Raw genomic sequence first — 14,916 nt, forward strand, 5'->3', positions numbered from 1 at the left:
CCCCATCAAAATAGGTTTCCTATAAATAACATCAGATGAAAAGAAAACTTGGCTCTATATAGCAAAGCCAAGTAATCTTTTCACCCTATATTTTACCATATGCTTTTAACTATTTGGACTCTGCAAACTTTGGTGACGTTGCCCCAGATCCCGGAACACCAGAACCACTTCCAGTAGGACCACCTTTTTTATGCACTTCAGAATATACTTTCGTTGATAAGCCGTGTAGCTTGATGAAGCCAACTGCTGCACTGTGGTCGAATGCGTCGCCTTTAGAATAAGTTGCTAAAGCTTCATTGTATAGGCTGTTTTCAGACTGACGACCAACAACCATTAAGCTACCTTTATGAAGCTTTACGCGAATTTTTCCAGACACAACTTGCTGGGTTTGCTCTACAAAAGCATCTAATGCTGCCTTTAATGGAGAGTACCAAAGTCCATCATAAATGATTTGCGTCATCTTATTATCAACGTCCGTTTTGTATTGCGTCACTTCACGAGGAAGAGTCAATAACTCAAGCTCTTTATGGGCATTGATTAAAATTAAAGCTGCTGGATTTTCATATACTTCACGAGATTTTATACCAACAAGACGGTTTTCCACGTGGTCGATTCGGCCTACACCATGTTTTCCACCGATGAAATTAAGTTTTTCAATAATATCTACTAAACTAAGAGACTCTCCATTAAGTGCAACTGGAACACCTTTATCAAAATCAATCTCCACGTACTCCGCTTCGTCAGGTGTCATGGAAATAGGTGCCGTCCAGTCAAATGCTTCCTCAGGCGCCTCCGCCCAAGTATCTTCCAGAACTCCCGCTTCACAAGCACGTCCCCAAATATTTGCATCAATTGAGTAAGGTTTATCCACGTTCACCGGTACAGGAATACCATGTTTTTGCGCATATTCAATTTCCTCATCTCGATTCATTCCCCATTCACGAACTGGAGCTAGTACCTGAATATCAGGATTTAGCGCTTGAATAGATACGTCAAAACGAACCTGGTCATTCCCCTTTCCTGTACAGCCGTGGGCAACAGCAACAGCACCTTCCTGCTCCGCTACATCAACTAATAGCTTTGAAATCAACGGACGAGAAATAGCAGAGGAAATCGGATACTTCCCTTCATACAAACAGTTGGACTTAAGGGCTGGCAGGATATAGTCTTCTGCAAGCATTTCCTTCGCATCAACGACGATGGACTTTATTGCACCAACCTCGAGGGCTTTATTTTTAACCGTTTCTAGATCCTTTCCTTCCCCTACGTCTAATCCTAATGCAATGACATCATAACCATAGTTTTCTTGAATCCACTTTATGGAAACCGATGTATCTAATCCGCCGGAATATGCTAATACCACTTTACCTTTACTCATTACAACCTCTCCTCACATTACCTTGTTGTGAATTATTATATATCCATACGAATTTTTATGCAACCAATATAATAAAAATTCTTTAAAAAATTTTAGTCACTCATTAAAGCCTTCATCAATGCCTTCTGTGCATGAAGTCTATTTTCAGCCTCGTCAAACACGACAGAGTGGGATCCATCTAAAATTTCACCCGTTACTTCTTCCTCTCGATGAGCAGGTAGACAGTGTAAGAAAATATAATCTGATTTTGCATGTTTACACAATTCGCTGTTTATTTGGTAAGACTTCAATTTTTCGACACGGGCTTCCTGCTCCGATTCTTGCCCCATGCTCGCCCATACATCTGTAATGACGACATCTGCCTCTGAAACAGCTTCAACTGGGTCAGCTGTCACAAGGACTTTGCTGCCACTAGCCGCAGCCTCTGCATTCACTTGATCTAAGATAGTCTGATCTGGCTCATAACCAGCTGGACACCCGATGGCGATATCCATTCCAACCTTCACAGCACCTTCCAATAGGGAATGGGCCATGTTGTTGTTACCGTCGCCGAGGAAACAAACCTTTAGGCCCTCAAGTTGACCTTTATGCTCCACGATCGTTAGTAAATCAGCAAGGACCTGTGCAGGATGATGCAAATCAGTTAAGCCGTTGATTACAGGTACACCTGCTGCTTCAGAAAATTCCTCAATGGTATCGTGGGCAAATGTACGAACCATAAGACCGTCCACATAGCGCCCTAATACTTTCGCAGTGTCAGACACTGTTTCACCGCGCCCAAGTTGAATGTCCTTGGAGCTTAAGAAAATGGCGTGACCACCTAGCTGGAGCATTCCTACTTCAAATGACACTCGCGTTCTAGTAGAAGATTTCTCAAATATCATACCTAGCGTTTTGCCAGAAAGATATGGGTGCGGCACCCCTTGCTTTTGTTTTTCCTTCAGATCAAGGGCCTCCTCAAGTAAAAACTTGATCTCTGCACCACTAAAGTCACCAAGGGTTAGAAAACTCTTTCCCTTTAATTTCTCCTTTATAGATATGTTAGACTCACTGTTACTGTTACTATAATCACTTAATTTTTTAACAACTGACATGGTTCCACCCCATTCAATGTATAGTATTCGCGCAGTGTACGAGGAATAAGCTCGACACTATTTTTTCCAACTGCCCCAACATAAGCTTCCAACGTCTCAAAACTCGTAAAATAAGGAATCGAATACTGGACGGCTAGCTCCCGAATTGCAAAGCCCGCCTTCGCCTTATCCCGTCCTTGACTAGGAATGTTTAGAACAACCGTTGGCGGAGTCTCCTTCCAAGCTTCACGCAAAGCCTCTTTTGACTTCGGTGCGACGGTGACGTTTATGCCATTCCTTCTTAAGAATCCTGCCGTACCTTCCGTTGCAATCACCTCGTAGCCCCGATTAACGAACTCCTGGACGAGAAGCACACTATCCTTTTTGGCCGATTCAGAAATAGAACAGAATAACTGTAGCTGATCAGCGTCAGCCTGCACAACCTTACCGAATGCCGACAACGTTTTTCCAAACGCTTCCTCAAACGTCTTCCCAAGCCCGAGGACCTCGCCTGTTGACTTCATCTCAGGCCCTAAGACATGATCGACACCCTTTAACTTACTGGCGGAAAAAATAGGTGTCTTTACTGAATAGAAGTCTGGGTCAGGCAGTAGGCCGGTGTGGACATACAAGTCAGTTAATGGATAACCAAGCTGTACGTGTGTAGCCAACTCAATCATCGGAACACCGGTTACTTTACTCATAATGGGAACCGTACGAGATGAACGAGGATTAACCTCAAGTACGTATACTGTTTCCCCATGGATGACAAACTGGATGTTCATCATGCCAACGATCGGCAAAGCAGTTGCGATTTTTTCCCCATACTCTATGAGTGTTTTCTTTACACTCTCCTCCAAAGTGATAGGAGGATACATTGCAATGCTGTCTCCAGAGTGAACACCTGCTTTTTCCAAATGCTCAAAAATCCCTGGCACAAGGACTGTCTTCCCATCACTGATGACATCAATCTCACATTCCGTTCCTGGTAAGTATTGATCCACAAGTAACGGCCAACACCTTTCATTCCCATCTTCCACAATCCTTTTAGCGTATTGTCCTAGCTCCTGTTTGTTGTTACAAATAAACATGGATTGCCCACCAATAACGTAAGATGGTCTGACGAGAACAGGATAACCAAGCTCATTTGCAGCAGTTTCCAAGTCCTCTGGTTTATATGCCATTTTTCCAGCGATATGAGGAATGTTTAGGCTTGTAAGAAGCTCGTAAAACTGGTGTCGATCCTCTAGCTTATCGATAGACGATATGGATGTACCTAGAATTTTTACTCCTTCTTCTTCTAAAGCATTCGCCAAGTTAATAGCTGTTTGGCCTCCGAATTGAACAAGAACGCCTTCAACCTTCTCTTTTTCTATCACTGCGAGTACGTCCTCTACAGCTAATGGTTCAAAATAAAGGCGATCTGCAATCGAATAATCCGTACTTACTGTTTCCGGGTTATTGTTAATAACAATCGCTTCGTAGCCTTTGTTCTTTACTGCAAGTGCCGCATGAACCGAGCAATAATCAAATTCAATTCCTTGCCCAATGCGAATTGGTCCCGAACCAACAACGAGAATTTTCTTTTTCTTTTCCTTGTTACTCAAATCTACTTCATCGGCCCCTAGAAACGTGCCGTAATAATACGGAGTTACAGCATCGAATTCTCCTGCACACGTATCTACAAGCTTATATCCGCGCTTCAACCCTAATTCCTTTGTTTTTAGACGAACTTCCTGTTCCTTTACCCCTAAAAGATCAGCAAGACGTTTATCTCCTATATTAAGACGCTTCCCTTTGGTCCATAATTCTTCAGGAACATCTTCAATTCCATAGGAAGCTATCTTTTTTTCCATATCAATAATTCCCTTAACCTTAGCTAAGAACCAGTGGTCAATTTCCGTTAAAGCTTTCACTGCTTCAAGCGTCCAGCCCCTAGAAAAGGCTTCACCAATTGCAAAGAGTCTCAAATCATTTGCGACGCCAAGGAGACCTTCTAGCTCTGACCTTGATTTCCCCTCAAAGCCTTTAAAGGACAAGCTGTGGACATTCATTTCAAGGGAACGCAATGCTTTGTTCAAAGCCCCTTCAAAGGAACGATCAATGGCCATTACTTCCCCAGTCGCCTTCATCTGTGTCCCAAGACTGCGATCCGCTTCTGAAAACTTGTCAAATGGGAACCTCGGTAGCTTAACGACAATGTAATCTAACGCAGGCTCAAAGGACGCAAACGTATTACCCGTAATAGGATTAAGTATTTCATCTAGATGAAAACCAATCGCACACTTCGCTGCAATCCGGGCAATTGGATAACCAGTTGCCTTTGAGGCTAACGCAGAAGAACGGCTCACCCTTGGATTAACTTCGATGATGTAGTACTGATTAGAAACAGGATCCATGGCAAACTGTATATTACAGCCACCTACCACATTCAATGCCCTAATGACCTTTAAAGAAGAGTTACGTAAAATTTGATATTGCACATCACTTAACGTTTGCGATGGCGCTACAACGATGGAATCTCCCGTGTGAACACCAACAGGGTCCATGTTTTCCATATTACAAACGATCGTGCATGTATCATTTTCATCACGCATGACCTCGTACTCTACTTCCTTCCAGCCTTTAATGCTCTTTTCCACAAGCACTTGGTGGATGGGACTAAGCTTCAATCCACCTTTTAAGATAGCCTCAAACTCTTCATCATTGTAAGCAAATCCTCCCCCAGCACCACCTAACGTGTATGCAGGACGGATAATGACTGGATAGCCTACCTCCTTCACAAAAGCAAAGCCACTTTCTATGGATTCTACAATAGCTGACTCTGGAATTGGCTCCCCAATCTCCAGCATGAGGGAACGGAATTTTTCCCTGTCCTCTCCCTTTTTGATAGAGTCAACAGATGTCCCTAGAAGCTTCACCCCATACTTTTCTAAAATTCCCTTTTCAAACAGCTCCACAGTCAGATTTAGTCCTGTCTGTCCACCGAGGGTACCAATCATGCCATCTGGTTTTTCCTTCTGAATAATTGCTTCTATCGTTTCTACGTTTAATGGTTCAATATACACGTGATCTGCTATGGCCTGGTCAGTCATGATCGTCGCAGGGTTACTGTTTACAAGAACAACTTCCATTCCCTCTTCCTTTAACGCGAGACATGCTTGCGTTCCTGCATAGTCAAACTCCGCTGCCTGCCCAATGACAATAGGACCTGAGCCAATCACTAGTATTTTATTTAAATTGTTATGCTTCGGCATATTCCTTCCCTCCTGATGCTACATGACCAACTGAACTGCTAACTTGCTGAATAAATTGTTGGAAAACAAATTCCGTATCACTTGGCCCTGGATGTGCCTCCGGATGGAATTGAACAGACTGGATAGGGAGGGACTTATGCTTCAGGCCTTCCACTGTTCCATCATTCACATTTCGGAACAAGATCTGAAAATTCTCGGAATCCAGGCTCTCATCCACAACAACATAGCCATGATTCTGTGATGTCATCCAAACCTTCCCTGTTAATAAATCCTTTACGGGATGGTTTCCGCCACGGTGACCAAAGGCAAGCTTTTTCGTTCTTGCCCCATGAGCAAGGGCGATCAGCTGGTGACCAAGACAAATTCCTAATGTTGGCCAAGCCTCCGTCATCTTCTTCATTTCCTTTAACCAAGGCTGTAGGGCCATTGGATCCCCAGGGCCATTACTGAATAGAATGCCATCTGGTTCAAGCTCCTTCACTTGCTCAAACGAATAATGGTATGGAACGACCGTTACTTTACAGCCAGCCTCCAATAAAGCGTCCAAGATCGATTTTTTATAACCAAAATCCATTAATGCAATGTGTAAGCCGCGCCCCATATTTTCATGGATGGAATGGAAGCCAAAAGTAGCTGTACTGCCTCCAGCTCCACCAGCAGCAACCGTACCAGATCCAGAACCTTCATAAACAACTGGCTCCTCTGTAGAAACTTGACTGACGAAAAAAGGCGTTGCCCCCTTCCAATCATTAGCCTCCACTGATGAAGGATCCTCCGTAATCACACCCTTGACCGTATGATGCTTGCGAATGACCTGCACCAACGCCCGCGTATCCACCCCTGTCAAAACAGGGACACCTGCTTTTTCCAAACGCTCCACGAAACCATTCGACGCCTGGAAATGGCTCGGCTCTTCACAAACTTCCCCAGTAACCACACCAGAGACAGCCGTTTGCAAACTCTCATCATCATACGCATTTAACCCATAATTTCCGATTAATGGATAACAAAACGTCAAAATCTGACCTGCATAAGAAGGGTCCGTGATGATCTCCTGGTAGCCAGTCATACTAGTGTTAAATACAACTTCTCCAACATGCCCCGATAATTCACCGAGAAGCACACCTTCGAACACCTCACCCGTTTCAAGTACCAAATAACCCTTGGCCATTAGAGATCAACCCCCTCCGACAAAATTTCACCCAATACTTGAATGAGCATATCCACTTCCTCTACCGTTGCCGTAAGAGGAGGTAAAATGCGGACCACATTCGGACCAGCAGGGAGAATAAGAACCTGCATTTCCCTTGCCTTTGCGATGATCCCCTTTGCCTCACCATTGATGACGAGACCTTGGAGAAGCCCGAGACCACGAACCCCTTGAATGACTTGGGGATACTTGGCTTGTAAATTTTGTAGCTTGCTAGTTAAATAGTGTGCGAGCTCAGATGCTGACGTTAATACATCCTTGGAAAAAATATAGTCGAGCGTTGCTAATCCAGCAGAAGTAACGATTGGGTTGCCGCCAAACGTACTCCCATGTGTGCCCGCTTCGAATGCGGCGGCAACATGGCTCTTTGCAATGAGTGCCCCTATTGGCAGGCCGGAGCCAAGCCCCTTGGCAAGAGTCATCACATCTGGAGTAATACCAAACTGCTCATAAGCAAATAATGTTCCAGTTCTGCCTATCCCAGTCTGCACTTCATCTATCATCAAGAGAATGTCGTTTTCCTTACAAAGTTGTGAAAGCTTTTCAAGCCATTCCTTATCAGCTGCAATGACGCCACCCTCACCTTGAACGAGCTCAAGCAACACTGCACAAGTATCCTTTTTCACTAATTCATCTAGTGCTTGAAGATCGTTATATGGCAGGTATCTAAACCCTGAAGGTAATGGGTTAAAACCGTCTTGAATCTTTTCTTGCCCCGTAGCCGTTAATGTTGCTAAAGTTCTCCCGTGAAAGGACTGCTTAAAGGTGACAACTTCAAATCGATCATTCTTTTTCATCTTTTGTGCATATCTTCTCGCTAATTTAATTGCCCCTTCGTTCGCTTCAGCACCACTATTGCAGAAGAAGACTTGATCTCCGAAGCTATGCTCCACTAGTTTGGCAGCTAGCTTCTGCTGAGAAGGTATCTCATACAAGTTCGAGCAATGCCACAGCTCTTGTAATTGCTTATCTACTGCTGTTTTTACGGCATCTGGCACATGGCCTAAGTTACACGTTGCAATCCCAGACGTGAAATCTAAGTATTTATTCCCTTTGTCATCCCATACATAGCTGCCCTTTCCCTTTACTAGGGTTATAGGAAATCTTGCGTAAGTTGGCATCACGGCGTTTAATTGTTTAGTAGCTGGCATATTGCATCTCTCCATCACGAACGAATTTCGTACCAATTTCTTTACCTGACACATAATCTAGTAAACTATCTTTTGTCATTCCATTTAAAATTACCACTTGCTCCACATCATGCTCCAAGCTATCTATGGCAGCCGTTACTTTCGGAATCATGCCACCAGTGATCACTTCATCTTGAATGAGCTTCATTGCTTCCTTCTTCGTCAGTTGATGACAAGTTTTCATATCCTCATGGTCGTCTTTGACATAAATCCCTGGAATATCACTGACAAAGCAAAGCTTCCCATTTAAGGCCTTTGCAACAGCTGCTGCTGCGATATCACCGTTGATGTTGTATTTCTGCCCGTCATGGCCAATCCCAACAGGTGAAATAACTGGAATATGACCCTCATCTATAATGCTATGGATCATTTGAGCATTTACTTGAACGACATCTCCGACATAACCGAGACTTTCATTGCCGTTTTGTTCTGCCAACAGAAGTTTTCCGTCAACGCCACTGATCCCATAAGCATCTCCACCTACTTTTTGGAGCTTCCCGACAATCTGCTTGTTGACTGATCCGCTCAAAACCATTTCAACGACTTGAAGGACGTCCTCTGTCGTTACCCTCAATCCATTGACAAAGCTAGTTTTCACACCTAGTTTTGTTAAAAGGGAAGAAATAAGAGGTCCTCCACCGTGCACGATGATCGGCTGACATTTCCCTTCTTGCTGTAGCTTTACTAGATTTTTATAAAAAGACGAAGGTAAATTATCTAACACACTTCCGCCACACTTCACCACTAAATAATCCATGTTTTCTCTCCTCACGTTCGATAAGAAGCATTTATTTTTACATAATCGTAAGTTAAATCACAGCCCCAAGCTGTCCCTTCTTCTTCACCTTGCTGAAGATCCACGTGAATATACACATTCTCCTGTTGTAAATACTCAGTCGCCTCTTCTTCATCAAAATGTAATGGAAGTCCGTTTTCCACCACAGGAATCGGTCCTAAAGATACGTTTACTTTATCTGGTTGGATTGGCTGTTCACTGTAGCCAATCGCACAAACGATTCTGCCCCAGTTTGGATCTGCTCCATAAATCGCTGTTTTTACCAAGTTTGATGAAATGATTGCCTTACTAATCTGACGGGCGCCCCTTTCTGTTGCAGCTCCCTTTACTTGAACCTCCAACAGCTTAGTTGCCCCTTCGCCGTCCCTTGCAATCTGTTTTGCTAAAGATTTACTTACGTACTCAAGTGCTTCCATAAACTTTGGCCATGCTGTGTGATTTTCATCGAGTGGCTTGTTTTGCGCCTTCCCATTTGCCATCACAAGAACCATGTCATTCGTACTGCAATCTCCGTCTACCGTGATTTGGTTGTACGTTCGATCAGTCACTTGCTTTAGTGCTGATGATAGACTTTCATGTGCAACGTCAGCATCCGTAGTTACAAACGCCAGCATCGTTGCCATGTTCGGATGAATCATACCCGACCCTTTAGCTGCTCCACCAATCGTTATTTTTTTCCCATCTATCTCAAGTTGTACAGCAATGTTTTTCACACACGTATCAGTTGTTAATATCGCTTTTTCAAATCGCTCTGTTTCTTGGTTTTGGAGGTCTCCTGACTGTGCGATGCCATTCTTAATTTTATCCATCGGAAGTGGCACGCCGATGACCCCTGTAGATGCAACAGCTACATAATGATCTGCAATTCCTAGCTTTTTGGAAAAACTTTGTTGCATGTCGTAAGCGTCAGTGAGACCTTGCTCCCCAGTACATGCATTGGCAACACCTGAGTTTACTAATAAAGCCTGAATCTTGTTTTCTACAGCAATGCTTTCCTTTGTTACTAGTAATGGCGGTGCCTGGAATTGATTCAATGTGTATACACCTGCAGCTGTTGCAGGTACATCTGAATAAATCCACCCTAAATCAAGACGGCGACGTTTAATTCCACAATGTAACCCCCCTGCTGTAAAACCTACAGGTGATGTCACATTTCCGTTCATTATCACTTCAAAATCCTCTTTTAAACTCGTCTTCGTCTCCATGGATTTCATCCTTTCTTTCCCTTAAGGGTACATTGGGATATCTGTCAGCCCCATCTGAACATCCCAACCATTCATTAAATTTAAATTTTGAACTGCCTGCCCAGCAGCTCCCTTCATGAGGTTATCTATAACAGAAACGATCGTAACCCTTCCTGTCCTTGCATCTACTTGAAAACCAATATCACAATAGTTACTACCTGACACTTCCTTCGTACTCGGCCATGTTCCCTCAGGCCTAATCCTTACAAATGGATGACTTTCATAAAAAGATTCATAGTGTTCTATAAAAGCACTCACAGTTGCACTGCTAGGGTCTGTCAGCTGTGCATACATGGTGCACATAATTCCCCTCGTCATCGGTGTGAGATGTGTTGAAAAACTCACTGGAATACTTTCTAACTCTGCATGATTTGCAGAAGCTGCTGCTACTGCTGCTGCGGACCACTCAATTGCCTGCTCAATTTCTGGAATATGTTGATGCTGTCCAAGCTTATAAGCTTTCAAATTTTCATTGATTTCTGAGTAATGGGTGTTCAGTGATACGCCTCTTCCTGCTCCAGATACGCCAGACTTCCCATCAATGATGATCGTCTTTGGATCTATCATTTTGTTATTGATGGCTGGGATTAATCCCAAAAGGGCAGCCGTTGGATAACATCCAGGGTTGGCAATAATCTCACTATTCTTGATGTCATCTCCATAAATTTCCGATAGTCCGTAAGTTGCCTTCTCTAAGTAAGTTGTTTCTGCTGATGATTTTCCGTACCATGTCTCGTAGTTTTGGGGATTCTTCAAACGGAAATCTCCAGATAAATCAATACACTTTACACCTTGTTTGTGAAGTTCTGGAATGTACTCTTTACTGACTCCAGCTGGTGTAGCAAAAAATACAACATCTACCTCTTCACATAATGACTGTATATTCAATTCACTTAGTTGAATGTTTAAAATATTCGAAAGGTGTGGGTATACATCTTGTATATCCGTTCCGCTTTGGGAATTTGATATCACTTTTACTAGCTCTATATTGGGATGCTTATCTAGCAAGCGTACTAGCTCTACCGCTCCATAACCTGTTCCACCGATAATTGCAGATTTCATTGTTTTTCTTGAACCCCCTACTATCTGAATTAGTTCATTATTATACTCCTCGATACATTTTTATGCAATAGAGATGCAAAAAATTTTACCGATTTTTTTTGAAACCTTTAGTTGAGGAAAATGGTATATCTTATTATTAGCCTATTTTCGAAAGAAGTGTCTTGATATGTCACCCAGTTTCTTTCTCACAAGGTACAAGTGCGACAGTTGCTCATACATCGATGTATCTTCTTTGCCGCGGGCGACTGATGGTGTGCCTCCTATCTGCTTTGCACCTGTGGGTCTCACAATCTCAGAGAGTTACTATAAGGGTTTTTCTTAGAACTCATAATCTCTAAATCTTCAAATGGATAGTATTAACAGGTGTAAAGGTATAAAATGAATGTAACAACATACTTATGGTGAGAATTATGAAAATGTTACGATAGAAGTGAATTGCAAAGTAGACACTGCGAATGGGCTGAAACGATCACAGCCCATGTTTTGTTTTTATAGTGTAACCATCCTGCAATGGAAAAATATATTGGACCATGTAGGATGAAATATTCTAATTTCAATATTTTGTTGGAGCAAACGGAGGTCTACGAGGTAACTGTCTCTTCCTCTTCAATCAAATGCTCCGAAGCGTATCCGTCGAGACAACTCGAAGCATTAGCGACGAAGTAACGCTCGTTCCTCTGGAAAAGGAAGGCAGGGCAAGACCCTGCAGAGCGTAGCTCGAAGCGGCTTGTCGGCTTCTCCACGGCAAAGAAGACACTGCGAAGAATGAGCAGATGACGCACTTGTACCTTGCGTGAAAGCGAGTAGACTGTAGTTTGCTCCAACAAAACCTGCTTTCATGGTAGCCACGTGCTTTGATTAGTTTTCAATAAATAGAAAAGGACAGGTATTTATTATGGATATCTTTACAGTATTCGTACCACTCTTATTTATTATAAATATGCTGTTTGCCATCGTACTTATCTTTATTGAACGAAAAGATGCCAGTACTACGTGGGCATGGTTATTAATTTTATTTTTTATCCCAGTATTAGGATTCATTATTTATCTTTTCTTAGGCCAAAACCTTACCCGTAGAAAAATGTTTCATTGGGAGGATATCGAAAAGATTGGCATTGAGGATGCTATAAATATGCAAATGGAAAAAATGAAGGATCCTTCTTTTTCCCATGATGATCCTGCTATTCAGCGATATAACGATCTTATATATATGCATCTCGTCAATAACGATGCCCTTCTATCAATGGACAATGAAATAACCGTCTTCTCTGATGGCAAAGAAAAGTTTAATACTTTGTTAGAGGACATTCGCCAAGCAAAAGAATTCATCCATATACAAACTTACATTTTCCGAAATGACAATTTAGGAAAAAAGATAATCCAGGCCTTAACGGAGAAAGCAAAGAGCGGCGTAAAAGTACGGGTTCTATATGATGAACTAGGATCCCGGAAATTGAGGCGTAAAAACTTTAATGATTTAGTTGCCCATGGTGGGGAAATAGGCGTATTTTTTCCATCAAAATTAGCTCTCATCAACCTACGTCTCAATTATCGCAATCATAGGAAGCTCATTAATATCGATGGACAAATTGGTTATATCGGTGGATTTAATATTGGCGATGAATACTTAGGGCTTAAAGAAAAGTTCGGGTATTGGAGAGATACCCACCTGCGGATTCAAGGACCAGTTGTAGATGCCATTCAAACAAGATTTATCTTGGATTGGAATCATGCATCAAAACAACATTATATTGGTTACGAAAAAAGTTATTTCCCTGATAAGAAAACTTACGGTACCGCTGCTGTACAAATCGTTTCTAGTGGACCTGACTCTGAGTGGGAGCAAATAAAGAACGGCTATATTAAAATGATTATGTCAGCAAAGAAATCAATATATATACAGACTCCATACTTCATACCAGATTTGAGCCTTCTAAACGCGTTACAGATAGCCGCCTTGTCTGGGAAGGACGTCAGGCTCATGATTCCAAATAAACCCGACCACCCTTTTATATATTGGGCTACGTTGTCCCATGTTGCCAATTTGTTAAAGGCTGGGGCTAAAGTATATATATATGAAAATGGATTTATTCATTCAAAGACGATTGTTATTGATCAGGAGATTAACTCTGTTGGTACTGCCAACATTGATATTCGTAGCTTTAAATTAAACTTTGAAGTAAATGCTTTTATTTACGACACTGTCGTTTCAAAAAAATTAGTCGAGGATTTTGAACGAGATATGGAGAAGTCTACACTTCTGACACAGGAGTTATATGATAAACGCCCTCGTATGGTTCGATTTAAAGAGTCCATTTCTAGGTTATTGTCACCAATTTTGTGATGGTCAGGTGTCTTAGCTTATTTAGTTTATCTGCGGACTTATAATTTGTATTTGGGATTTGTGGTTGAGGGGATTAGGTAGTTTGGAGGGAATTGGAGAGGGTTCGTGATTTTGCATAAAACACATGTGATTACATGTGTTTTTTTGTTGTATATCATGAGATGATTTTTTAAGTTAGTTTTTTTTTGGGGATTTGACCGAAGCAATGTGTCGGTCTTTGTAAAGGGGAATTAAATCTAGTTTATTTACCTGAAGCAGTGCGTCGAGCTTCGTAAAGGGAAATTAAATACAGTTTATTTACCCGGAGCAGTGCTCGGTCCTTTGTAAAGGGAAATTAAATGGACTTTATTTACCCGAAGCAATGCTCGATCCTTCGTAAAGGGAAATTAAATCCGGTTTATTTACCCGGAGCAATGCTCGATCTTTCGTAAAGGGAAATTAAATACAGTTTATTTACCCGGAGCAATGCTCGGTCCTTTGTAAAGGGAAATTAAATACAGTTTATTTACCCGGAGCAGTGCTCGGACCTTTGTAAAGGGAAATTAAATCAACTTTATTTACCCGAAGCAATGCTCCACTCCTCGCAAAGGGAAATTAAACCCCGTTTATTTACCCGGAGCAGTGCTCGGACCTTTGTAAAGGGAAATTAAATCAACTTTATTTACCCGAAGCAATGCTCCACTCCTCGCAAAGGGAAATTAAACCCCGTTTATTTACCCGGAGCAGTGCTCGGACCTTTGTAAAGGGAAATTAAATCAACTTTATTTACCCGAAGCAATGCTCCACTCCTCGCAAAGGGAAATTAAACCCCGTTTATTTACCCGGAGCAGTGCTCGGACCTTCGCAAAGGGGAATTAAATGGACTTATGTCAAGAAAGTAGAGTCCCTTTTTCTCTGGAAAACAGTCAGTATCACGGCCTGTTAGTGCCCGAAACCTTATTGGAACTTGCGCTTTGGGCACTATCTCCGCTCATTAGTGCCCCAAACCTTATTGGGACCTTCGCTCCGGGCACTATCTCCGCTCATTAGTGCCCGAAACCTTATTGGGACCTCTGTCAAGAAAGTAGACAAAAATTAGAGAGAAATATCGGTTATATGAGTTGATTTTACAAACTTCCGTTAAAGAATTCTGATACTTAATATTCTTATAACTTGGTTAGATGTCCATCAGCTGGGTTCTCTCGTTTCTTCGCAACTTGACACGGAGCCTCTGCGGGCATGTGTTCCTAGCCACGAAGCCACATAGGTTACAGAACCTGTGGCTCGCCAAGGAGGCTAACATACCCGCCACTCCGTGTAAAGTTGCTTTGTGTCTGCCACTTGAGATTATGCGGCACTTTCTCCTTTGTCTGCTTTTTGCTT

The 14,916-nt window shown here is 42.3% G+C and carries 9 protein-coding genes; 1 reads left to right on the forward strand and 8 read right to left on the reverse strand.

Annotated features, from left to right (window positions below):
• Positions 1–109: 109 nt before the first annotated feature.
• The 8 genes from BW724_RS21980 to argC form a co-directional block, all read right to left on the reverse strand.
• The gene (locus tag BW724_RS21980) at positions 110–1,378 is read right to left on the reverse strand and encodes an argininosuccinate synthase (RefSeq protein WP_088077204.1); all 1,269 of its coding nucleotides are present in this window, start codon (positions 1,376–1,378) and stop codon (positions 110–112) included.
• Positions 1,379–1,470: 92 nt separating this feature from the next.
• Entirely contained in the window at positions 1,471–2,418 is a 948-nt protein-coding gene (argF, locus tag BW724_RS21985) for an ornithine carbamoyltransferase (protein ID WP_205160395.1), read from the reverse strand.
• 32 nt (positions 2,419–2,450) lie between these two features.
• Complete coding sequence (gene carB / locus BW724_RS21990; protein ID WP_088077207.1) at positions 2,451–5,708, reverse strand: carbamoyl-phosphate synthase (glutamine-hydrolyzing) large subunit; 3,258 nt, start codon at positions 5,706–5,708, stop codon at positions 2,451–2,453.
• The gene (locus tag BW724_RS21995; RefSeq protein WP_088077209.1) at positions 5,695–6,879 is read right to left on the reverse strand and encodes a carbamoyl phosphate synthase small subunit; all 1,185 of its coding nucleotides are present in this window, start codon (positions 6,877–6,879) and stop codon (positions 5,695–5,697) included. The genes carB and BW724_RS21995 overlap by 14 nt, the downstream gene beginning before the upstream one ends.
• Positions 6,879–8,069, reverse strand: a complete 1,191-nt coding sequence (locus BW724_RS22000) for an acetylornithine transaminase (RefSeq protein WP_088077210.1) — start codon at positions 8,067–8,069, stop codon at positions 6,879–6,881. The genes BW724_RS21995 and BW724_RS22000 overlap by 1 nt, the downstream gene beginning before the upstream one ends.
• The gene (gene argB, locus BW724_RS22005) at positions 8,056–8,865 is read right to left on the reverse strand and encodes an acetylglutamate kinase (protein ID WP_088077213.1); all 810 of its coding nucleotides are present in this window, start codon (positions 8,863–8,865) and stop codon (positions 8,056–8,058) included. The genes BW724_RS22000 and argB overlap by 14 nt, the downstream gene beginning before the upstream one ends.
• 11 nt (positions 8,866–8,876) lie before the next feature.
• On the reverse strand, positions 8,877–10,109 hold the full coding sequence (argJ, locus tag BW724_RS22010) for a bifunctional ornithine acetyltransferase/N-acetylglutamate synthase (protein ID WP_088077214.1): 1,233 nt from the start codon (positions 10,107–10,109) through the stop codon (positions 8,877–8,879).
• A 21-nt stretch (positions 10,110–10,130) separates the two neighbouring features.
• Entirely contained in the window at positions 10,131–11,210 is a 1,080-nt protein-coding gene (gene argC / locus BW724_RS22015; protein ID WP_088077216.1) for an N-acetyl-gamma-glutamyl-phosphate reductase, read from the reverse strand.
• Positions 11,211–12,105: 895 nt separating this feature from the next.
• Between argC and cls the strand changes: the two genes are divergently transcribed.
• Positions 12,106–13,554, forward strand: coding sequence for a cardiolipin synthase (gene cls / locus BW724_RS22020; RefSeq protein WP_088077218.1), 1,449 nt, complete (start codon positions 12,106–12,108; stop codon positions 13,552–13,554).
• Positions 13,555–14,916 lie beyond the last annotated feature (1,362 nt).

Source organism: Litchfieldia alkalitelluris, from assembly GCF_002153425.1.
GTDB lineage: Bacteria > Bacillota > Bacilli > Bacillales > Salisediminibacteriaceae > Evansella > Evansella alkalicola.

Bases quoted from the DNA above. Each gene is read 5' to 3' on its own strand.
- carB (WP_088077207.1), bottom strand. From the start codon at position 5,708: ATGCCGAAGCATAACAATTTAAATAAAATACTAGTGATTGGCTCAGGT.
- argC (WP_088077216.1), bottom strand. From the start codon at position 11,210: ATGAAATCTGCAATTATCGGTGGAACAGGTTATGGAGCGGTAGAGCTA.
- BW724_RS21980 (WP_088077204.1), bottom strand. From the start codon at position 1,378: ATGAGTAAAGGTAAAGTGGTATTAGCATATTCCGGCGGATTAGATACA.
- cls (WP_088077218.1), top strand. From the start codon at position 12,106: ATGGATATCTTTACAGTATTCGTACCACTCTTATTTATTATAAATATG.
- argJ (WP_088077214.1), bottom strand. From the start codon at position 10,109: ATGGAGACGAAGACGAGTTTAAAAGAGGATTTTGAAGTGATAATGAAC.
- BW724_RS22000 (WP_088077210.1), bottom strand. From the start codon at position 8,069: ATGCCAGCTACTAAACAATTAAACGCCGTGATGCCAACTTACGCAAGA.
- argB (WP_088077213.1), bottom strand. From the start codon at position 8,865: ATGGATTATTTAGTGGTGAAGTGTGGCGGAAGTGTGTTAGATAATTTA.
- BW724_RS21995 (WP_088077209.1), bottom strand. From the start codon at position 6,879: ATGGCCAAGGGTTATTTGGTACTTGAAACGGGTGAGGTGTTCGAAGGT.